Source organism: Mesorhizobium sp. WSM4976, from assembly GCF_029625685.1.
In the GTDB taxonomy this organism is placed as follows: domain Bacteria; phylum Pseudomonadota; class Alphaproteobacteria; order Rhizobiales; family Rhizobiaceae; genus Mesorhizobium.
The window spans coordinates 51868-71827 of the sequence record NZ_JARTVT010000023.1 but is presented as its reverse complement, the minus strand read 5'-3'; the positions used below and the strand labels follow the sequence as shown (position 1 = coordinate 71827).

Annotated in this window: 16 protein-coding genes, 1 tRNA gene and 1 pseudogene; 9 read left to right on the top strand and 9 right to left on the bottom strand. The window is 63.4% G+C overall.

Annotation, left to right across the window (positions count from 1 at the left end):
• The first annotated feature begins 148 nt into the window (after positions 1–148).
• Complete coding sequence (gene mgtE / locus P9272_RS25585) at positions 149–1513, top strand: magnesium transporter (protein WP_278162695.1); 1365 nt, start codon at positions 149–151, stop codon at positions 1511–1513.
• Positions 1514–1564: 51 nt separating this feature from the next.
• Here the strand turns inward: mgtE and gor are convergent, their stop codons facing one another.
• From gor to rpiA, 3 genes are all read right to left on the bottom strand, one after another.
• On the bottom strand, positions 1565–2953 hold the full coding sequence (gene gor / locus P9272_RS25580) for a glutathione-disulfide reductase (RefSeq protein WP_278162694.1): 1389 nt from the start codon (positions 2951–2953) through the stop codon (positions 1565–1567).
• A gap of 117 nt (positions 2954–3070) precedes the next feature.
• Positions 3071–3688, bottom strand: coding sequence for a DUF2059 domain-containing protein (locus tag P9272_RS25575; protein WP_128260150.1), 618 nt, complete (start codon positions 3686–3688; stop codon positions 3071–3073).
• Positions 3675–4406, bottom strand: coding sequence for a ribose-5-phosphate isomerase RpiA (gene rpiA, locus P9272_RS25570; protein WP_278162737.1), 732 nt, complete (start codon positions 4404–4406; stop codon positions 3675–3677). Before rpiA ends, P9272_RS25575 begins: the two co-directional genes overlap by 14 nt.
• Positions 4407–4566: 160 nt before the next feature.
• Between rpiA and P9272_RS25565 the strand changes: the two genes are divergently transcribed.
• Together P9272_RS25565 and P9272_RS25560 are read left to right on the top strand one after the other, a co-directional pair.
• Positions 4567–5247: a phosphoglycolate phosphatase gene (locus tag P9272_RS25565; protein ID WP_128260152.1), complete on the top strand. Its 681-nt coding sequence runs from the start codon at positions 4567–4569 to the stop codon at positions 5245–5247.
• A 128-nt stretch (positions 5248–5375) separates the two neighbouring features.
• A tRNA-Val gene (locus P9272_RS25560) sits at positions 5376–5450 on the top strand.
• Positions 5451–5562: 112 nt separating this feature from the next.
• Here the strand turns inward: P9272_RS25560 and P9272_RS25555 are convergent.
• Positions 5563–5733, bottom strand: a complete 171-nt coding sequence (locus P9272_RS25555; protein ID WP_181592095.1) for a hypothetical protein — start codon at positions 5731–5733, stop codon at positions 5563–5565.
• A gap of 503 nt (positions 5734–6236) precedes the next feature.
• Between P9272_RS25555 and P9272_RS25550 the strand changes: the two genes are divergently transcribed.
• Entirely contained in the window at positions 6237–6920 is a 684-nt protein-coding gene (locus P9272_RS25550) for a Crp/Fnr family transcriptional regulator (protein WP_128260180.1), read from the top strand.
• A gap of 92 nt (positions 6921–7012) precedes the next feature.
• Here P9272_RS25550 and P9272_RS25545 read toward each other — a convergent pair whose 3' ends face one another.
• Both P9272_RS25545 and P9272_RS25540 read right to left on the bottom strand, forming a co-directional pair.
• Positions 7013–11239, bottom strand: a complete 4227-nt coding sequence (locus P9272_RS25545; RefSeq protein ID WP_278162691.1) for a cytochrome P450 — start codon at positions 11237–11239, stop codon at positions 7013–7015.
• Positions 11240–11356: 117 nt separating this feature from the next.
• A complete protein-coding gene (locus P9272_RS25540; protein WP_278162690.1) occupies positions 11357–13138 on the bottom strand; it encodes an adenylate/guanylate cyclase domain-containing protein in 1782 nt (593 codons plus the stop codon).
• Positions 13139–13577: 439 nt separating this feature from the next.
• Here P9272_RS25540 and P9272_RS25535 point away from each other — a divergent pair, with 439 nt between their 5' ends.
• The 3 genes from P9272_RS25535 to P9272_RS25525 all read left to right on the top strand — a co-directional run bounded on the left by P9272_RS25535 (position 13578) and on the right by P9272_RS25525 (position 15218).
• On the top strand, positions 13578–13835 hold the full coding sequence (locus P9272_RS25535; RefSeq protein ID WP_128260156.1) for a PepSY domain-containing protein: 258 nt from the start codon (positions 13578–13580) through the stop codon (positions 13833–13835).
• A gap of 223 nt (positions 13836–14058) precedes the next feature.
• Positions 14059–14643, top strand: a complete 585-nt coding sequence (locus P9272_RS25530) for a hypothetical protein (RefSeq protein ID WP_278162689.1) — start codon at positions 14059–14061, stop codon at positions 14641–14643.
• Between the two features lie 101 nt (positions 14644–14744).
• Positions 14745–15218 carry a hypothetical protein gene (locus P9272_RS25525; RefSeq protein WP_128260157.1) on the top strand — a complete coding sequence of 158 codons (474 nt, stop codon included), beginning with the start codon at positions 14745–14747 and terminating at the stop codon, positions 15216–15218.
• A gap of 72 nt (positions 15219–15290) precedes the next feature.
• Here the strand turns inward: P9272_RS25525 and P9272_RS25520 are convergent, their stop codons facing one another.
• The gene (locus tag P9272_RS25520; protein WP_278162688.1) at positions 15291–17174 is read right to left on the bottom strand and encodes a murein L,D-transpeptidase; all 1884 of its coding nucleotides are present in this window, start codon (positions 17172–17174) and stop codon (positions 15291–15293) included.
• A gap of 303 nt (positions 17175–17477) precedes the next feature.
• Here P9272_RS25520 and P9272_RS25515 point away from each other — a divergent pair, with 303 nt between their 5' ends.
• The gene (locus P9272_RS25515) at positions 17478–17879 is read left to right on the top strand and encodes a rhodanese-like domain-containing protein (protein WP_128260159.1); all 402 of its coding nucleotides are present in this window, start codon (positions 17478–17480) and stop codon (positions 17877–17879) included.
• Positions 17880–17887: 8 nt separating this feature from the next.
• Here P9272_RS25515 and P9272_RS25510 read toward each other — a convergent pair whose 3' ends face one another.
• Complete coding sequence (locus P9272_RS25510; RefSeq protein WP_278162687.1) at positions 17888–18796, bottom strand: alpha/beta hydrolase; 909 nt, start codon at positions 18794–18796, stop codon at positions 17888–17890.
• Positions 18797–18843: 47 nt separating this feature from the next.
• Between P9272_RS25510 and P9272_RS25505 the strand changes: the two genes are divergently transcribed.
• Positions 18844–19296, top strand: a complete 453-nt coding sequence (locus tag P9272_RS25505; protein ID WP_128260161.1) for a MarR family transcriptional regulator — start codon at positions 18844–18846, stop codon at positions 19294–19296.
• A gap of 12 nt (positions 19297–19308) precedes the next feature.
• Here P9272_RS25505 and P9272_RS25500 read toward each other — a convergent pair.
• Positions 19309–19916 (bottom strand): annotated as a pseudogene (locus P9272_RS25500) (pyridoxamine 5'-phosphate oxidase family protein).
• Positions 19917–19960: the final 44 nt, after the last annotated feature.

The window sequence follows — 19960 nt, the reverse complement described above, 5'->3', positions numbered from 1 at the left end:
TTGCGCCCGCTCGCAGAATTCCAAGTCGAGCCCGGCGAGCAGAAAGGTCAACCCGCCATGCCTGGCGACAGTCACAGTCGAACGCAACCGCCGTCCGCCCTGACGTGACCTGACGGCTCACGTCCTGCCGGACGGCAAGGAGTGAGCCATGAACGAATTCGCACCCGTACTGGACGACGAAGCCGTCGCCATCGCCCGTGTTCTTGCCAACGATCACGTCGCGGACGTCGTCGAAGCCCTCAACCACGAGCCCCGCGCGACAGCCATCGAGCTGCTTTGCGCCGTGCCGTTCGAGCGCCTGGTCGAGATCTTCGACCAGCCGGAACTCGAAGCAGCACCTGAGCTCGTGGAAGCCCTGCCGCGCCCCAAGGCGAGCAAGCTGTTGACCGCCATGTCGGTCGACCGCGCGGCCGATATTCTGCGCGAGCTGGATGAGCCGGCCCGTTCTGAGCTGCTCGGCGCGCTCGCGCCGGCGTTGCGCGCGACACTTCTGTCCATCCTGGGATATCCGGAAGGCAGCGCAGCCTCGATCATGACCACGGAATTCGTCAGCGTGCCTTCGGACTGGACCGTCGGCCGCACGCTCGACTACATCCGCAAGGTCGAGCGCACGCGCGAAACAATTTACGCCATCTACATAGTCGATCCGGAGACGCAGCTCCTGCTGCGTTCGACCGGGTTGCGCCGGTTGATCACGGGCAATCCGGAGGATTCAATCCTGTCGGTTGCGCCTGATCGTATGCCGGTGACGGTGACGCCGCTCACCGATCGCGAGAACCTGGCGCAGACCATCTCCAAATACGACCTGCTCGCCTTGCCGGTGGTGGACCACGGCAGGATTCTCGGCATCGTCACCGTCGACGACATCATCGACACGATGATCGAGGAGACGACCGAGGACGTGCATCGTTTCGGCGGCATGGAGGCGTTGGACGAGCCCTATATGAAGATGGGCTTTCTCGCCATGATCCAGAAGCGCGCCGGCTGGCTCTGCGCGCTGTTCCTCAGCGAGATGCTGACGGCCAACGCCATGCAGAGCTACGAGGGCGAGCTGGAAAAGGCGATCGTGCTGACGCTGTTCATTCCGCTTATCATGAGCTCCGGCGGCAATTCCGGTTCGCAGGCGACGTCGCTCGTCATTCGCGCGCTGGCGCTGCGCGAGATCGGCCTGCGCGACTGGTGGCGGGTGGCGCTGCGCGAGCTGCCGACAGGCGTGGTGCTCGGTTCGATCCTCGGCCTCGTCGGCATCTCCCGCATCGCGCTGTGGCAGTATTTCGGCTTCTATAACTACGGTCCGCACTGGATGCTGATCGCGGCGACCGTGGGCGCGGCCCTGATCGGTATCGTCACCTTCGGTTCGCTGTCGGGATCTATGCTGCCCTTCGCGCTGAAGCGCATCGGCTTCGACCCGGCAAGCGCCTCGGCGCCATTCGTCGCCACGTTGGTCGACGTCACCGGGCTGGTGATCTACTTCTCGGTAGCGCTGGTGATCCTGCGCGGCACGCTGCTTTAAAGCCATGCTGGCGGCCGCCGGCATCGCCGACGGCTGCCGCCCACGCGGCGATCAGACGCGTTCGCCGTTCTTCACGCGGTAGGTCGGCTTGTACATGGTGACTAGTTCCTCGGCCGCGGTCGGATGCACGGCCATGGTCCGGTCGAAATCGTCCTTGGTCAGCCCCGCCTTCAGCGGGATGCCCAGAAGCTGCGCCATCTCGCCGGCATCCGGCCCGAGGATATGGGCGCCGAGCACCTTCCTTGTCGATCCGTCGACCACCAGCTTCATCAGCATCTTCTCGTCGCGGCCGGACAGCGTGTGTCGCATCGGACGAAATGAGGCGCGATAGATCTCCACTTCGGAGAAGCGCTTGATCGCGTCGTCTTCCGACAGGCCCACGGTGCCTATCTCCGGCTGCGAGAACACCGCCGTCGGAATGGTATCGTGGTCCGGCGCCGTCGGATTGTCCTTGAAGGCGGTCTCGATGAAGCACATCGCTTCGTGGATCGCGACCGGCGTCAGTTGCACGCGGTGGGTGACGTCGCCGATCGCCCAGATGTTGTCTACGTTGGTGCGCGAATATTTGTCTACGACGATCGCGCCCGTCTTGCTGAGTTCGACGCCGACGCCTTCCAGGCCCATATTCTCGGTATTGGGAATACGCCCGATCGCCAGCATCACCTGTTCGACCGTCAGGGTCTGGCCGGAGGACAGCAGCACGTCGAGCTTCCCGTCCGGGGTCTTGCGGACCCATTCCGAAACCGCTGGGCAGACGATCTTGATGCCCTTCTTCTCCATGGTCTCATGCAGCGAGCGGCGCAGATCCATGTCGAAGCGGCTGAGGATTTCCTGGCCGCGATAGACCAGCGTGGTGTCGACGCCCAGGCCATGGAAGATGTTGGCGAATTCGACGGCGATGTAGCCGCCGCCCTCGATCATGATCGCCTTTGGCAGTTCCTTGAGATCGAAGGCCTCATTGGAGAAGATGCAGTACTCATGGCCCGAAAGCGCCGGGTGCGGCGCCGGCCTGCCGCCGGTGGCGATGAGGATCTGGTCGGCGCTGACGGTGCGGTCTTCGGCTTGCAGATATATGCTGTGCGGGTCGACCAGCACAGCCCGCGAGTGGAAGGTATCCCCGCCGGAACCCTCGACATTCCGCTTGTAGATCGATTCGAGCCGCGCGATCTCCTTGTCCTTATTGGCGACCAGCGTCTGCCAGTCGAAGCTCGCCTCGGGCACCGTCCAGCCATAGCCGGCTGCATCGGCGAAATGTTCGGGAAATTGCGAGGCATAGACGTAGAGCTTCTTCGGTACGCAGCCGCGGATGACGCAGGTGCCGCCGAAGCGATATTCCTCCGCGACGGCGACACGTTTGCCGAGGGTCGCCGCCACTCGGGCCGCCCTGACCCCACCGGAGCCGCCGCCGATGACGAACAGATCATAGTCATAACCGGCCATCGTAGCGGGCTCCTGCGGATGAGAAAGACGGGTCACAGGTAGGCTGCAAAACAGCAAAAGAAAAGCCCGGGCAAAGCCGGGCTTTGTGGTCCAGCGGCCGACGGCCTATTGAACGGATCAGTTCTGCGAATCGTCCGCCGGAGCCGAATTGTCGGCAGGAGCCGAATTGTCAGCCGGAGCGGAATTGTCGGCGGGCGCGGAGGCATCCGGAGCAGGCGCTGCCGGCGCCGCGGCCTTGGCGGCGGCTGCAAGCGTCTCGCCGACCTGCTGCGCGAGATCGCGAGCGACACCGTTTTGCCAGATATCGGCGGCCTTCACGAGATCACGCGTCACCGCTGGGCCGCTGTCCAGCAGCTTCTTGCCGGCATCGGAACTGTAGAAGGCGGCGATATCGTTGAGGTCCTTCTCGGAGAACACCTTCGCATAGGCAAGCGCTGCTTCCTTTTCGAGGTCGGCGCGCCGCGATGCCATGCCGAGCGCCTTCTCGGTCACGGTCTTGCCGATCAGCTCCTGCATGTCGGGATTCTTCTGGATGAGCTGCGACTCCAGCGCGGCAGCCGCCTGCGGCAGGATGTTGTCGAACGAGTCCGTGGCATGGATCGCGGCGACGGCCGCACGCGCGGCCTTCAGGTGCGATTCGCTGACGTCCTGCGCAAACACCGGCGAGGACAGCGCGAGGACGGCCGAGGCCGCCAGAAGCATCGAAAAGCGGCGAACTCGTTTATGCAACATCATAGTCGATAGAACTCCCTGGTTTTCGGGCGGCATGGACGGTTTCGATGCCGTCGCCGCCGGCGATGATGGCCGTTGACGCCAGCCCGATGAATAGACCGTGCTCGACAACGCCTGGAATGGCGAAGAGAGCATTCGAAAGCGCTCTTGTATCCGGAATGCGGCCAAAAGATGCATCGAGGATAAAGTGGCCGCCGTCTGTAACAAATGGCTGGCTTCCCGTCATCCTCAATGTAACCGGGCCGGAAAGGCCGAGCTTCGCCGCTGCGGCTCCAACCGCGATCTCGGTGGCGCGCAGGCCGAATATGTTGACCTCGATCGGCAGCGGGAACCGGCCGAGGGTCCCGACCATCTTGGACTTGTCGGCAATCACGATCATTCGCCCGGATGCAGCCGCGACGATCTTCTCCCGCAGCAGCGCGCCGCCGCCGCCCTTGATCAAGGTCAGATCCGGATCGATCTCGTCGGCGCCATCGACAGTGAGATCGAGCTCCGGCGTGTCTTCCAGCGTCGAGAGCCGCACACCAAGCTCGCGGCAAAGTGCTGCGGTGCGCTCCGAGGTCGGCACGCCGATGACCTTCAGGCCGGTGGCAACCTTTGCGGCCAGCAGCCGCACGAACTCTTCCGCCGTGGTGCCGGTGCCGATGCCGAGCCGCATGCCGTCGCCGACATGGGCGAGCGCTGCCCGCGCGGCTTCGACCTTCAACTGCCTTGCATCCATGGGGAGCCCTGATTTCACCGGTTTCGCGGGCCTCCTAGCATTTTTGCCTGTCCCGTCAAAGGCTACCTCGTCAAAGGCTCTGTGGACCGATCGAGGCTCCTTGCTTGAACCGTGGCCAGCCTGTATCCGCTGAAGCAAAGAGAAATTCGCAGGACTGCCCATGACCCGCCCGATCATTGTCTTCGACCTCGACGGTACGTTGGTCGACACGGCGCCGGACTTGCTCGACAGCCTCAACCACAGCCTTGCGGCAAGCGATCTGGCCGCTGTCGACGAAGCCGGCTTCAGGCGCTTCGTCGGCCATGGCGGCCGCGTCATGATCGAGCGCGCGCATGCCGCGCAGAACAAGGCTCTGGTGGCCGAAGAGCACGACCGGCTGCTGAAGCTCTTCCTCGACCACTACACGCTGAACATCCCCGGCAAGTCACGTCCCTACCCCGGCGTCATCGGGGCGCTCGACCATTTTCAGGCCGCCGGCTACCTGATGGCGGTCTGCACCAACAAATATGAAGCCAATTCCGTAGCGCTGATCGGCGCGCTTGGCATGTCGGACTATTTTGGCGCGATCTGCGGCCAGGATACGTTTGCCTTCCGCAAGCCGGACCCGCGTCATCTCACCGAGACGATCCGGTTGGCCGGTGGCGATCCGAACAAGGCCTTGATGGTCGGCGATTCGCGGACCGACATCGACACCGCCAAGGCGGCCGGCATTCCCGTGGTCGCGGTCGATTTCGGCTACACCGACCGCCACGTGCGCGAATTCGAACCGACCCTGGTGATCTCGCATTTCGACACGCTGACACCGGACCTGGCGGAGCGCCTAATCGCGGCGGCGCGCTGAGCCGGCGCCAAATCGCGCCGACAGAAAATCAGAGAAATCAAACCGCGGAATAACCTCGGCACATCGCCTTGACTTCACGCGCTCGCCTACCTTATATCGCGGCTCGCTTCGGCTTTCGGGCCACAGGCGGGCGATTAGCTCAGCGGGAGAGCACACCCTTCACACGGGTGGGGTCGCAGGTTCAATCCCTGCATCGCCCACCATCTAACCTCTCGAAATGGTTAGATGATTTAGCTTCCAGGCAATCCTCGAGAACTGCCGTCGTGAGGCGCGTTGGCCGTCCACCTTGCGGCCGGACACCAATGTCGCAAGCGCCTAAATCAGCCCTCGTCTTACATTCATGCGCGTCACGGCGGTCACCAGAACGGCGCCGGTCATGAAATAGAGCGTGGCGATGACGTGGCCCTGGTGGAAGTGCAGCCCGGCAAACAGCAGGGCCATGACCACCGCAAGGAAGGCGATGACGCGAGAGAAGGCATCGGGCATGGGGCGACCTTGTGCAATGTGTTGAGTGGCCGCCCTCATTCAGCCGCTCGCTCCATAGAGCGGTTTTCGATTTTTCGCAATCGGTGCGGTGGCGTATCTGTGACTACCTTCACATACGTCAGGCAGGGTTTGCGCGCAGATATCGTAACGGGGGCGCCAACGGCTTGGCTGACTTGCAGATCCCGAAGATCGCCCCCGCAATCGATGCGGTTCCGCAGGAAGGGATTTTCATCACCTAGCCATTTTCAGATTTGCTGTCTGCGCGCTGGGTACCTCCCACCCAAGCGCGCGGACGGCGTTCTAGAAGGATCGGTCCGTAACCGCCAGTGCGCCCGGTCTCCTTACAGTTTGCCGGCTTATCCGGTTTCGACGTCTCGGGCATGACATTGAAACTTCTGTCAGCCACCCGCCGATTTCGGAGAGCCCCCGTAGAAGGAGACGACGCTTTGATCGAGCACGCACTTGTCCTACAATTTCCGTCTAACCAGAGGCGGAATCGTATCATGGCTACAAATGGGGCGGACGACAGCAACCTGCCGCGCCTGGCGCGCATCGATCCGCGCCAGTTCGACCTGTTGTTCGGCGGTTGCAAGCTGGAGCGCTACGCCGCTGGCCAGCACTTGTTCGTCCAGGAGGATGCGTCCGACCGCATCTATGGTGTGATGAGCGGCACGGTCGAGATTTCGATCTATTCGCCGGGCGGGCAGAAGCTGGTGGCCAATATCGAGCTGTCGCGCAGCCTTGTCGGCGAGATCGGGGCACTGGACGGACGCCCGCGCACGGCCACCGCCAGCTGTCTCACGGCATGCGAGTTGGTTTCGTTGAGCCGGACACAACTCTTTGACCGCATTGAGAAAAACCCGTCTCTTGCACGAGCGATGATCGAATTGCTGTGCACGCGGCTGCGCTGGGTCAGCGGCGAGTTGGGCGACCAGGCCTTTTTCGGCATCGAGGCCCGGCTGGCGAAGCGGCTGGTTTTCCTGAGCGGCGTCATGGCAGACTCCGCCGGATGGATTCCGATTTCGCAATCCGAGCTCGGCGAATTCCTCGGCGCGACGCGCGAATCCGTCAACAAGACGCTCAACGACTGGCGCAATCGGCAGATGATCGCCATCAGGCGCGGCGGGCTGCGCATCACCAACGCCGCCGCGCTGAACCAGATCGCCGAATCGCAAGACGACGACTGAGCAGCTCTGCGACTTCGTCGCAGCCTCCTCGGCGACCTCGCACCGCCGTCCGTCGGGTTTGCCCAAGCAGCAAACAGCTTCAGCGCCCCTGATCAGAGCCGCGAGATCAGGTAGCGCAGCGCCGAGCGGCTCGGCATGAAGAAATAGCCGCCGCCTTTCGTGGTGACGAACTGCGGCACGTCCTTGAGCACGGTGACCTTTTCCCAGGACGGAATTGAGAACCGGCCGCCGCCGCCCCTTGCCCCGATCGTCGGATCCGTCTCCCCGACAAGCCCCTGGAACGAATTCGACGAGACCCAGGTCTGCTGGATGAACTCGTATTGGCGCTCGATATCGGCGTTGAGACACATGAAGAGCAGTCCCTTCTCTGTCTTTCCGCCCTTCTCCTTTTTCTCGTAGGTGCGGCCGACGCGCAGGATGCGATGGCGCTTGCCGATCCTGATCTGCGTCTCGCGGTCCTCGCCGAGCGAATCGCGCGGGTTGGAACGGCGTATGTGGGAGCCGAGCGGACAGGCGTGACCCTGCGGATCCTCGGCGCCGAGCGCGAAATCATTGTCGATGCCGCGGCCCGGCCGGCCGGTCGGATTGCGCACCAGCGAGCTGCCGTCCTGCCAGCGGCCGAGCATCTTTGCCGCCACCCAGTGCGGCGTGATGGCCGCGTCGCCGGTCTCGCCGGCAGCCTGTGTCGCGGCCCGTCTGCAATAATCGTCGAACAATTCGACATGCTGCTCGAACTGGCGCATGACGAGGAACGTGCCGTTGCGACCGAAATCGCGCGGCGGAGGCGGCTGTCCGGGTATCTGGCGGTTGCGCCGCACCTGCGACAGGATGCCGTCGCGGTCCAGTGCTGCCTCGACCGACGGCGACGACGGGTAGAAGCCATGCTCATCGCGGTAACCGAACAGGAATTCACCCGGCGCGAGCAGATGCATGGGCGCAGCGCCCTTGGCGGCACGCGCCGTACCCCGAACGATCGGTTGCGAGATGCCGTCGACGAAGCCGAAATGCTCGACCGCCCGCTTGCCCTCGCGCTTCACCTTCAGCGGCAGCTCGGCGGTCACCGACATCCCGGCGCCTGCCGTCTGTCGCTTCATGGCCGTGATCTCGGCCTTCAGTGATGCTGGCGTCTCGGCATAGCAGACGATGACGACATCGACGGGCTTGGCGGATGACCCCCACTGCCATTTGTCGGGCGCGTCAGGGCCGGTGTCGTTGAGGATGCGGCTGCGCTCGGGCGTGCCCATGCCTTCCCGGAAGGCGACCGGGAACGTGTCCAATGGTTCGTCGTCGACGCCGCCTTCGAGCCCCAGCCGGCGGAGTCCGTTGGGGCCGAACGCCACGGTCATGGCGCGCCGCGAGGGTGCCCCGTCGCCGAAGCTGGTTTTGCCGATGACGAAGTCGAGCCACGCCCTGCGCTTCGCCGCCGGCAGACCGTCCGGCACCTGGATCGCAAGCATATGCGCGTCGCCGAGCGCGCCGAACGGCCCAAAGAAGATGGACTGGATTTCGCCGGATTCCAGTTCCTCGAGGGGCGAGGACGCAGGCTCCGGCAGGCTCCTCGCATCCGCCGGCCGCGCTTGCGGACGCGGCAGGGAACCGAAAAGGCTCAGCCAGTCGCGCGCCTCGTTGCCGGCAGCCGAGGCGATGCCGCGCCTGATCCTGGAATTGATGCGGATACGCGTGGTGTTGAGGTGCGGATAGGCGCTGTACCAGAACAGCGTCGGGACCTGCTGGCGCCGCGCCCAGCGCTTGAAGCGATCGCCGTCGCGCGCGCCGTCCAGGAACAGCCAGCGCGTGCGCGGATATCCGTCGGTGTTGCTCCACACACCGGTCAAGCCAGCCGAGGCCTTGGCGATGAAGTCCTCAAGATAGCTTTCCCAACTGCCTCCGTAATTGGAGAAGAACATCAGCCTGTTGGTGCCGGGCAACAGGACCCAGCGGGCGAAATGAATGGTGTTGATGGTGGCGAGGAAGCCTGGCCTGAACACCTTCTGCGCAGATATCGAGATCAGGTAGAACGAGAGCCTTAGCGCCAGCCGCCGCAAGATGCCCGCCTTCATTGTCGAGATCGCCGTCAGATTGTTCTGAGCGGTGCGGTCCTCATGGGCGAGGATCTTTTCGAGCGCGCCTATCTCGACAGGGGTGCTCGCCGGCTGGTCCTTGTCCTCGAGCCGCCGCAACGCCAGGAAGCAAAGCCCGACGAACAGGGCGAGAATGGCCAGCAGACCGAGAACTGAAAGCAGAAGCGAGGTTCCCGCAATCGCGATGTTGGTGAAGGTAACCCCATGCGGGTTTCCGAACACGAGCACATAAGTCATGCGCCAGAAGGCCAGAACGACGATCGCGACGGTGGCGAACATCGCCGGCGTCAGCAGCGTCGTCGTCAGGGCGCGCGACCAGTGGCCGGGCGGTCTTTCCAGCAGGCTTTCGGCGGGCTCGAACGCCCAGCCGAATTGCCCGAGGCACCGGACATGGCGGCGCGCCTCGGCAAGCACATCCATCGCATTGCCGGCGCCCGCGCGCGGCTTTTCCACGATCTCACGCACGCTGTCGGCAAGCTTGGCCTCGGCCAGGATCCGGCGCACGGAATGTCCCGGCGTGCCGGAGAAAACCAGCCCGGCGGCGCTGCCGAAAGACGGCGATATCTCGATGTGCTTCCTCTTCAGGAAGTCTTCCAGCGAACCCCCATCCGGGAGGCCGCAGACATCCCTGAAGATCGGCCGTAGTCGGTGACCGATCGCGTGCGCTATGGCGGCAATGACATCGCTGGTGCTGCCGTCGCCGGAGATTTCCAACACCAGCGCGCCGGTCTCGACCCCCGATTTTTCATCCGTGCCCGTCGGAGCGACGGCCAGGCTGGTGAAATGAATGGTGCCGACCTTGTCGAGCGCGGCGCTGATCTCGCCGATCGCCGGATTGCCGAGATCAGCGACCTTGTCCCGCACCGCATCAAGCGGCATCGGTCGGGTGATCGGGCAGACCACGGTCACCATCGACTGCTCAGCGGTGCGGCAAAGCGGCGAGCGCTCGAAATCGACCTTGAGGCTTGCCGGATAGGCTCCGACATTGACCATCTTGCCGGCCCTGCCCCGCGCGCGGGCCAGCTTCGGCTTGCTGAACAGGGCGCGGATGCATTCACCGATCTGGATGCGGGCGATTTCAGCGCCGATGCACAAATGGATGCCGTAACCGAACACCATGTAGTCTCGATGCGGGCGCGACGTATCGAACTCGTTCGGCCGCTGCACGATCTCCGGATCGAACATCGCCGAAAGCGTCGCCGGCATAACGACCGTTCCGGCTTTGACCACGCGCTCGCGACGGGTGCCCCTGCCGATAACCGCATCACGCCTGGTGTAACGCCACGGCCCGATCCAGATCGGCTTGAAGCGCATGGCTTCCATGATCGCCCGGTCGAGCTTGTCGGTATCGCCGGCGCCGAGAGCTTCATCCACGGCGTGCCGAGCGTCGGTTCGCGACAGGATCACATCCAGGCAATTGCTGCCGGCGAGCACATTGGTCGGCACGAAGCCGGCGACCATGCCGAGCATAATGGAATGAATGTCGGGCAACGACAGCCGCCCTTGGTCCATCAGCGCGACCAAGCGGGCCAGCGGCCTGTCATCCTTGCCTGTCCTTTCCCTGACCGCGGCGATCGAGCGGTCGATAACCTTGATTAAGCGATCGCCGCCGACCACCGCAAGCTGACGTGTGGCGGGGTTTGCCGTCGGGTCGGAGAAGAACAACGCGCTGAGCGCGATCGACCAATCGGCGAATTCGGTCTCATCGTCGATCTGAAGGCCGAAATAGTCACGGCAAATGCGCACCGGCACAACCTTCATCAAGCCTGCAACGGCATCGAAGCCGGGGCTGGCGCGGGTCATGATGTCGCGCGAATGGCGTTCGGCGATCGGCCTTACGGCGGCTTCGACCTCCGCCGGTGGGAACGCGCTCAGCACGGCCGATTTCATCTGCCGGTACGCGGCGCCGTCCTGCATGCCGAGAATGAAATTCGAGCCCCTGGCCAGCTCGGCCATTTCCGGCCCGTAAGGCGTCTCGAACTCGTCGCCGCGCTCCAATATGTCGCGCACATCCGCGCCCTTGGTGACGAGCAGGAAATTGCCGAAGCCGAGATTCGGCCAGAAGCGGCGCAGCAGCGCCAGCACCCAGCGCGGATCGCCGAGAAGAAGGCCGGCGATGCGCGAGGCAATGCCGCCCTTGGAACGCAGCCGATAGATGTCGAACGGCGGCATCTCGGCGACGGGACGCTGGCTCTTCTGGGCGGCCCGGACAGCGGCGAAGTACTTCAGTGTGATCATGCGCGTTCAAGCCCCCCGGCTGTCCACGTCAACGCGATGCCGGCATCGTCTGGCCTAGGTTTGCATCGGTCCTGCGTATGTGAATTCGTTCACAGTCATCTGTTGTCGGCCGGGCAATCATGCGACTGACTTGGCCTGATCGAAATTGGCGATCAGGAAATTGTTCTTGGCCGGGTCAACGAACGGTATCCAGCGTATCCTCTGCTCAGAAAAATCCGGATGCCGGGTCATGAAAATCGCAAGCTCGCGCTCTGCCTCGTCATGCCTGCCGCTTCTCATCAGGGCGCCTATCTTCAGGAACCTGGCATAGAAGTAACTTGGCGACAGGTTGAGCGAGCGTTCGGCGGTGGCGATCGCGGCCGGCCAGTCCTCGACGAAGCAATAAGCGGCGGCGAGTTCGCCCAGATTGTGGAAGCGATAGAGGTCGAAGGGGCTCAACCGCTCTGTGTCGAGGAAGAACGGGATCGCGCCGGTTGCATCGCCTAGCAACAGGTGCGCGCTGCCCATGGCCGAGCGGGCGAAGGCGAAGCTCGGATTAATGTGGATCGCCTCGGCAAGGTGCTCTGCCGCCAATGCCGGCAGGCCGCGCATGATGTCGGCCGCGCCGAGATAGGCATGCGGGCGCGCGTCGAGGCTGTCCATCAGCAGCGCCTTGCGCGCAAGCGTCTCGACCTTCTCCAGATCGTCGCTGTCGCCGAAACGCAGCCATGCGCGCCAGAAATACCACCAGGCGAGCTCGTTGAGCACGGCGCTCGAGTTCGGGTCGTCCCGATAGGCTCTGTCGAAGAATTCGAGCGCGATGTCGGTGTCGCGGCGGGTACGCCTGTTCATATGCCAGCGGCCGCGCCTCACCAATTGCCAGGTTTCGAGGCTCTCCCACGGCACCTGGAAGGTGCGCGCCTGCTCGGCGCGATCGACCTCCTTGTCGAGGATGGAAACGATCTCGCTGCCGATCTGGTCGCGCAGGCTGAAGATATCTACAAGGTCGCGGTCGAAGCGTTGCGACCAGACCAGTCGCCCGTTCGAGGTGTCTGTGAGCGACGTGTTGAGACGGATGTGCCTGTCGTGGCGCGCCAACGTGCCGCTGACTATGTAGCGCGCGCCAAGCGCATTGCCGATGAGCCTTGTGCCCAAGCTGTCGTCGCGAAACTGGAAGCTGGATCCCTTGGCGATGACCGAAAGCCATCGCGTGTTGGAAAGGCCGTATATGATGTCCTCGGCGATGCCGTCGGCCATGTAGCCGACATCGGGTTCGCTTCCGTTGCCCTGGAACGGCAGCACGGCGATTGCAGGCGGGCCTTTGGCGATCGGCCTGTAGTGGCCGGGCGCGGCGGGGATGGAAGCGAAGGAGGCCGCCGCCCCAGGGCCGTTGCCGCCGCGGCCGGCGATCAATACCCGCACCGGCAGGGCGATGTTCTTCAGGCTGAACTCGCCGAGATCGGTAAAGACTGCCGCTGTCTTGTCCTTCACATGGTGCCAGGTCGTGGCCGAGATGGCGACGCCGTCGTGGGGCGCGAACTCCTGGAGCCGGGCTGCGATGTTCACGTCGTCGCCGTAGAGACGACCCTCCCGGACGATGACGTCGCCGGTGTTGATCCCCGCGCGAAACGGCATGCGCATGTCCTCGGCAACCGAGGCATTCAGCGCTGCGATCCGCGCCTGGAAGTCGAAGGCGGCCCGCAATGCCTCGATCGGATTGCCGAATTCGGCCATGATGCTGTCGCCGGCATCGCCAAATGTGCGGCCGCCAAAGGCGCCGCAACTGCCGGCGATGATGTCCCGCCTCTCCTCGAAGGCGGCGACGGCCAACTCGTCGTCGATGCCCATCAGCCTCGAGAACCCTACGGCGTCGATTGAGATGATTGTCGCAAGCTGACGGGTGTAATTCCGTTCAGCCATGGTCGAGCCCCCAGTCCCCGCTTGCAGTCCGAAACGGGCGACCTGCGCTCAAAAGAAACGCGTCGCCATCTGCCGACGGACATCCCCGGCAGGTCCCGCGCGCCGTTGCCACCCTGTTATGACCAGAATTCTATCAGGGTCTTGCCGAAAGCTCTACCAAGAACAGCTAATATGGCGAACGCCCTGTCCGGCGCATGGTTAGTCATTCGTTATATCGGAAGTTACATCCGCATCGTGCCGTCACGCATTGAAATCGAACGATTATTTGTCGTCACACAATGCCGAGTTTGACTGCTGTCAGCCGAAGATCGGTCACATGGAGCCAGACGCTTCACAATGCGTTATTTCCACGCTACGGAACCAACCTGGCCGCGTGCTGGTTTCTGACGGCACCCAGGCCCGTACGAAACCTGGCCACATACGCGATTTGAGGGCTCCTATGCGCACTATTGTTTTAGCAACCGGTTTCGCGGCCTTCCTTGCCGGCGGATCGGCCCTTGCGGCGGACGACAAGCCACTGCCGCCGCAAAATGCCAAGAAACTCTCGGAGATCATCGCCAAGGTCGAGCACCGCACCGACTTCCGCTATGTGAAGGAAGTTGGTTGGGATAGCGACGGCTACACCATCACCTACTACACCACCGACAAGGCCAAGGTTCAAATCACCTACGATCCGGTGACCGGCGAGCCCAAATAGGCCGCGACCGTTTCTGCCATTCCGCGGAGCTAGCATTGGGCATAGGCTCGATCGTCGAAACAAGCGGCTTGAGAAGAACATGCGGCTTCATACCTGCGCGAGCGCCCTGATTGTGACTGCGTCGACTGTAGGGATGTCCGGCCTGGCGCGGGCGGACGGCCCGTCTTTCGATTGCCGAAAGGCGCGGTTGCCCGCCGAAAAGACGATCTGCGCCGACCCGCAAATGTCAGCCATCGACGCTTTGGTCGCCAAGGCCTATGGCGGTTTTGAACCTGCCTTCGGCGGCGACAAGCGCAAGATCGCCAGGGAGTTGGTCGCTGACCGGAATGCCTGCAAGACGGATGCCGCCTGCATCGTCAGCGTCCAGAACAATGCCTTGCAGACATACGGCAGCGCGCCGTCTTGGGTACAGGACTACAACATCGCGCTGATCGGCAAGAAGGCGCAAGACTTCGCGGCAAAGACGCCGAAGCCGACCGACCAGCCCCTGCCCGCCTCGATCGGAAATTGCGGCTTCACCCACATCAAGACGCTGACGACAAGGCTGGGCGACGACCCACTGGAAACCGCAAGCCCGGATGCCGGCAGCGCAGCGACGTTCACCAATGGCGGCACGGCGGTGTCCTATGACCGCGAGCAGGGACTGGCGAGTTCCAAGGTCGGCGATCCTCTCGTCATATGCCTGATCGCGATCCCACGCGACTGTCCGAAAGGCGATCTGCGCGGCAGGGTTTACTACGCCGTCGACCTCGCCGCCAAAGGCGCATGGGCTCTGCCGGACTCGCAGCATCTGTGCGGTGGCGCCTGAGGACCTCGGCGCTGCGCCATGGAGCCTGGCGCGTCGGGCCGCCATTGCATCGTCACAACTTTGGTGGCTGACTGCCCCACTGACTGCGGGCACGGGGGTGCATGGCAATGATCGGCTACGTCCTGAAGCGCATCCTGATGGTGCTCGTCGGCTATCTGGTCGCGTTGCTTGCCGGGTTGATCGCGGTGGTGGTGATCTACGCGATATTGAGCTCGCTGCCCAATGCGCCGGGCTACCTCGGACTTATGGAATTCACCTCCGTCGCCGTGCTGGTGGTGCCGCCGCTCGGCATGTTCGTCTACTTCTTGACGATCGTCCTGACGGGGATGCAGACGCTGGTCTTCGCCTTGATCGCGGAGTTCTTCTCGCTGCGCAGCTTCTGGCTGCACATGGCCTTCGGCGCCGCCGCCGCGGCTGCCGGTTTCATGTTGATATGGCCTGACGCCGATGCTCCGGAACGCTGGGCCGACATGGGCATCATCGCGGGCGCCGGCCTCGTGGCCGGCCCGATCTACTGGCTGATTGCCGGGCGCGACGCCGGCTTCCGCCGGCCGCTCATCGAAGCAATTCCATAAAAAAGTGGTGAAGCGGTCAGGCCGGGCGGTATCGCCGTAGCCTTCCGTCCGGATTGCCTAAGTGAACAGCGCTCAGCTTGAAGGCGTGCGCACCGCTTCGGTCGCGTCCAGCGCCTGCATCAGCTTGGAATCGCGGTCATAGACGTCGTCGAAATACTCGACCTTGCCGGACATATCAGGCCAGGCGGTGAAATAGGCGACATAGACCGGAATGACGCGGGTGACATTCTCTGTCGAATGGCCGTGCTTCAGCTTCTCGGCGATATCGTCGACAGAAGTTCCAAGCACTGCGGCGGCCATGCCGCGCGGATCTTGCAGCCGGATGCAGCCATGGCTGAGAGCGCGCATGTCGCGCGCGAAGAACGACTTCTGCGGCGTGTCATGCATGTAGATGGCGTGCTTGTTGGGGAAGAGTATTTTCAATTCGCCCAGCGCGTTGGCCTCGCTTGGCTGCTGACGCACGCTGAATGGGATCTTGGAGCCATAGGCGCCCCAGTCCACCTCTGACGACGGGATCTGCCTGCCGCGCGAATCCGTCACCTCGTAGCCGGCGCGGTCGAGATAGCCTGGATCGCTCCGCAGTCTCGGCAGCATCTCGTTGACGATGATCGATTGCGGCACGCCCCAATAGGGATGGAAGTCGACCTGCTTGATCTGGTCGTAGAAGAAGGCGGTCTGATTGGTGACCCGGCCGATGACCACGCGGGTCTTCAGCTTCTCCTGGCCATTGTCGATATAGCTGGCGGTGAAGGCGGGCTGGTTGATGAAGACCCGCGGACTGCCGAGATCGGACGGCATCCAGCGTAGCTCCTCGAGCGCCACCTTGACCTTCTCGATCCTGTCGGCCTTCGAAGCACCGGCCAGCGAAGCCACCGTCCGCGGCCCGATGACGCCATCGCCCTTCATGCCTTGCCGCTGCTGCACCGCCTTGATCACCGGCACCAGCTCGGGTTCGTAGACTTCGCTCTTGCCAAGCCTTGCAAGAACCTCGCCGTAATTGCCGCCCATGTCGTCATCGAGATTGCGGGCGATCAGCGTCAGCAACTTCGGCAGTTCCGCGCTGCTCTCGCCGGGCTTGAGCAACAGCTTGGGATCGACGACGATCTCGTTTTCCTGGCTGGCCTCGAGCGCTTCCAGTTCGACGCGCAGCGCCTGGTACTCGGCGTTCTGCGGATGCCGTGATTCGAGATAAGTGCGGACCTCCTGGGTATGCGCCAGCGTCTTCAGTGCGCCTTCCAGATCGAACGGCTTGGCCGGGAAATCATAGTAACCGGTCATCCGGTTGGGATCGACACGGCCGCTCTGGGCATCATGGGCGTAGCGCAGCACGCGCGCCGACAGCGCCATCTCGAAGCGGACCAGTTCCCTGGTCCGCTCTTCCGGCGTGGCGGAAGTCGCGGCGGCCGGAATGTCGACGGAATAATCGGCTGGCGTCAGACCGTAGCTTGCCGCCTCGCCCAGCACGCGCACCGCATCCTGCGCCCTGCCGTTGGGGGCGTTGTCGCTCACCCAGATGAAATCCGGATTGGCCGAGTAATAGGCGATCAGCGCCTTGGCGATGCCGGGCTCGGCGAACAGCTCGTAGTCGCTCAGGCCGGCTACAGCATCGCGAAACGCGGTGCTCGTCACCGAGGGCACGAAGCCGACATCTTGCGCCGTCGCGGCCGGCGATGCAGGCAACAGCGACTTGAAATCGACGCGAACGAGCTTGTCGGCCCTGTAGGTGTTGTAGGTCGGGCTGCTGATCCTGACGCCGCCACCCTCGCCGTCCAGCGCGCCTGGCCGTATTTTGCGCGGCTTTGGCGGCGGTGGAAATTCGCCTTGCGGGTTGTGCCGGATGCCGCCGCCGAACAACATGTCGAACAGCCCTTGCGCGCTCGCCGGCTGCTGCACGAAGGCAAGCGTCGCCGCGATCACGATCGGCATGACGACTTTTTTGGTCCCGAGGATTTTCATGCTTCACCCGCACCGGTTGTGGCCGGTTCCCGTTCCGCGCCGCTGGACGGTCCCGCCCTCCGCATGGCGGATGTATGACGTGACTATACCGATTCATACCGATTTCGTTAAGCTTCCATAAATTTCCAAAGCCGTGTTGCAGAACAGTTTCACATCATCGTGAGTCCAGGAGCATCGGTCGGTCCTGGCTCACACACAATCAGGCGTTGGCGATGGCTGGCGCTCACCTCACCCCGTGACAAACGCAAGGCTTTGTGGTCGAAATTCCGGCGGTCGCAGCAAACGTGGCCGGGAGGATTTGCCGTGAAGAAAGGGTATCGCCAGCTTCTCGATGAAGCGAATGCCGAGATCGAGGTCGTGTCGCCGGAGGAGGCAGCAGGGCTGCTGGAGGATGACGACACTATCTTCGTCGACCTGCGTGACCCGCGCGAGGTCGAGCGCGACGGCAAGATCCCCGGCGCCAAGCATGTGACGCGCGGCATGCTGGAATTCTGGATCGATCCCGAAAGCCCCTACCACAAGCCGTTCTTCGCAAGCGGCAAGACCTTCGTCTTCTTCTGCGCCGGCGGCTGGCGTTCGGCTTTAGCCACCAAGACGGCGCAGGATATGGGCCTGGCACCGGTCAAGCACATCCTCGGCGGCTACACCGCCTGGAAGGCGGCCGGCCTGCCCATAGAGCCGGGGCATAAAAAGAAGGCGGACTGATAGGCCGATCATTGCAGGGTCGCTTCGCGCTGGCCAGTCACGAATCCCACGGCGCGCGAAACGACATCCCTGTCGGCGAGGATTCGCCGGTGGCCGAGCCCATCGGCCCAGTGCAGGTGCACATGCTCTCCGGCTCCCGCGTAACGTCTGGCATGGTCGGCATGGACTTCGCGATCGTCTGGCGCGTGGACGATCAGCGTCGGTACCGGTGCCTCGGCCAGCTGACGATCGCCGGTGAATTCGCTGAGCGGCCGGCCCGAAAGGTGCTTCACCCTGTCCGCCATGGCGACGCGGGAGCGCGGCCCGACGTTCAGCCTGCGGCTGAAATCGTCGAAGATTGCCGGCAGCGAGCTCGGCGCGGCAATCAGCACCAGTTTTTGCACCTTGAGCGGCGGCATGCCCTTGACCGATGCCGCGACGGCATTGGCGGCAACCGCTCCGCCGAACGAGTGGCCGACCACGGCGGCGAAGGGGCCGAACCATTCGCCTGTAACACGCACTGCTTCAACCGCATTCACCATGTTGAGATGGCGGCCGAGCGAATGGCCATGCCCGGGCAGGTCGAGCGAGACTACCTTGTAGCCGGCGCCGCAGAACCCTTCGATCAACGCGCGCATATATTCGGTGCGCGAGCGCCAGCCATGGATGACGAGCACCGTGCCGCGCGACACCCTGCCCTGCTCCGGTCGAAACTCATGCACCGCGACGCAATCCGTCCTGGTCTTCAGCCGGTGATGGCGTGCCTCGGCCATGAAGGCTGTTGCGCGTTCGACAGCCCGGCGTTCGCCGTCGCTCAATGCCTTGACGCTGGGGGTCCGGCAAAACAATTCGAACGCGGCGCGACCGCCAAGACGCGGCGCAACATGCTCGGCTGCGCCGAAAACGCCCCGGATGACCTTCATTCCAAATGATGCCATATTGGCAGTCCATCCATTCGTTCAAGCATGAACATAATAGTTCAAACATGAACATTAAGCAAGACCTGCCCTGGGACAACCCGCGTTTTCGCAACTGGGTTGCGGTGGCGCGTGCCTGCCATGTGCTGGAGCGCACGCTTGCCGTGAAGCTGGCGCCGCTCGACCTCAAGCCGGCGCAGCTCGACGTGCTGATGAACCTCTACCGCCACCCCGGCATGTCGCAGCACGACCTTGCCCGCAAGCTGCTGGTGGGCCGCTCCAACATCACGATGCTGTTGCCGCAACTCGAGGGGCGCGGCCTGCTGCGGCGCGAAGGCGACGAAAAGGACAAGCGCGTGTTGCGGCTGAACCTCACCGAGGCGGGCGAAGCGCTGCTGATGAAGGCGCTGAAGGTTCACATGACGCTGATCGAGAAGGCGATGAGCCAGTCGACGCCGGAACAGTGCGATATGATCGGCGAGCAGATGCGCAAGATCGCCGATGTCCTCAAGGAAGCCTGAGCGGGCTTCCAATCACCACATGGTTTTCTTTGCTCTTTCCGGCCACTCCTTGTCGTAAGTGGCGCCGTCGATGTTCTTGCGGCTGGTGACCTCGAGAATCTGGCCGGGCGTCGGCAGCGACTTCGGGTCGACATGCTTGGCCGGATTCCACAGCTCCGAGCGCACGATGGCTCGGGCGCATTGGAAATAGACCGTGTCGACAGCGATGACGGCGACCGAGCGGGCCGGCTTGCCGTCGACCATGAAGGACGCGCAAAGCTCCGCATCGGTTGTGATATGAGCGCGGCCGTTGACCCGCAGCGTGGTGCCCGAGCCCGGAACAAGAAACAGCAGCCCGACGCGCGGATCGCGAATGATGTTCTTCAACGAATCGGCGCGGTTATTGCCGCGCCTGTCAGGCATCATCAGCGTCCTGTCATCGACGAGACGCACGAAGCCGGCGAGATCGCCGCGCGGCGAGCAGTCGAGCCCTTCCGGCCCGCTGGTCGCCAGCACCACGAAGGGCGAGGCCTGAAGGCGGCATATTCGGGAATCACATGGTCGAGTTCCTTGACGACCGAGGCCTCGCCCGGCAGCCCATAGAGCGCCTCAAGCTGTTCGACGGATGAGATGCGCGACATCTTCTTCGCCTCCTGACCTTTTGCCGGCGCTACTCCACATCCAT

Bases quoted from the DNA above. Each gene is read 5' to 3' on its own strand.
- mgtE (WP_278162695.1), top strand. From the start codon at position 149: ATGAACGAATTCGCACCCGTACTGGACGACGAAGCCGTCGCCATCGCC.
- gor (WP_278162694.1), bottom strand. From the start codon at position 2,953: ATGGCCGGTTATGACTATGATCTGTTCGTCATCGGCGGCGGCTCCGGT.
- P9272_RS25575 (WP_128260150.1), bottom strand. From the start codon at position 3,688: ATGATGTTGCATAAACGAGTTCGCCGCTTTTCGATGCTTCTGGCGGCC.
- rpiA (WP_278162737.1), bottom strand. From the start codon at position 4,406: ATGGATGCAAGGCAGTTGAAGGTCGAAGCCGCGCGGGCAGCGCTCGCC.
- P9272_RS25565 (WP_128260152.1), top strand. From the start codon at position 4,567: ATGACCCGCCCGATCATTGTCTTCGACCTCGACGGTACGTTGGTCGAC.
- P9272_RS25555 (WP_181592095.1), bottom strand. From the start codon at position 5,733: ATGCCCGATGCCTTCTCTCGCGTCATCGCCTTCCTTGCGGTGGTCATG.
- P9272_RS25550 (WP_128260180.1), top strand. From the start codon at position 6,237: ATGGCTACAAATGGGGCGGACGACAGCAACCTGCCGCGCCTGGCGCGC.
- P9272_RS25545 (WP_278162691.1), bottom strand. From the start codon at position 11,239: ATGATCACACTGAAGTACTTCGCCGCTGTCCGGGCCGCCCAGAAGAGC.
- P9272_RS25540 (WP_278162690.1), bottom strand. From the start codon at position 13,138: ATGGCTGAACGGAATTACACCCGTCAGCTTGCGACAATCATCTCAATC.
- P9272_RS25535 (WP_128260156.1), top strand. From the start codon at position 13,578: ATGCGCACTATTGTTTTAGCAACCGGTTTCGCGGCCTTCCTTGCCGGC.
- P9272_RS25530 (WP_278162689.1), top strand. From the start codon at position 14,059: ATGTCAGCCATCGACGCTTTGGTCGCCAAGGCCTATGGCGGTTTTGAA.
- P9272_RS25525 (WP_128260157.1), top strand. From the start codon at position 14,745: ATGGCAATGATCGGCTACGTCCTGAAGCGCATCCTGATGGTGCTCGTC.
- P9272_RS25520 (WP_278162688.1), bottom strand. From the start codon at position 17,174: ATGAAAATCCTCGGGACCAAAAAAGTCGTCATGCCGATCGTGATCGCG.
- P9272_RS25510 (WP_278162687.1), bottom strand. From the start codon at position 18,796: ATGGCATCATTTGGAATGAAGGTCATCCGGGGCGTTTTCGGCGCAGCC.
- P9272_RS25505 (WP_128260161.1), top strand. From the start codon at position 18,844: ATGAACATTAAGCAAGACCTGCCCTGGGACAACCCGCGTTTTCGCAAC.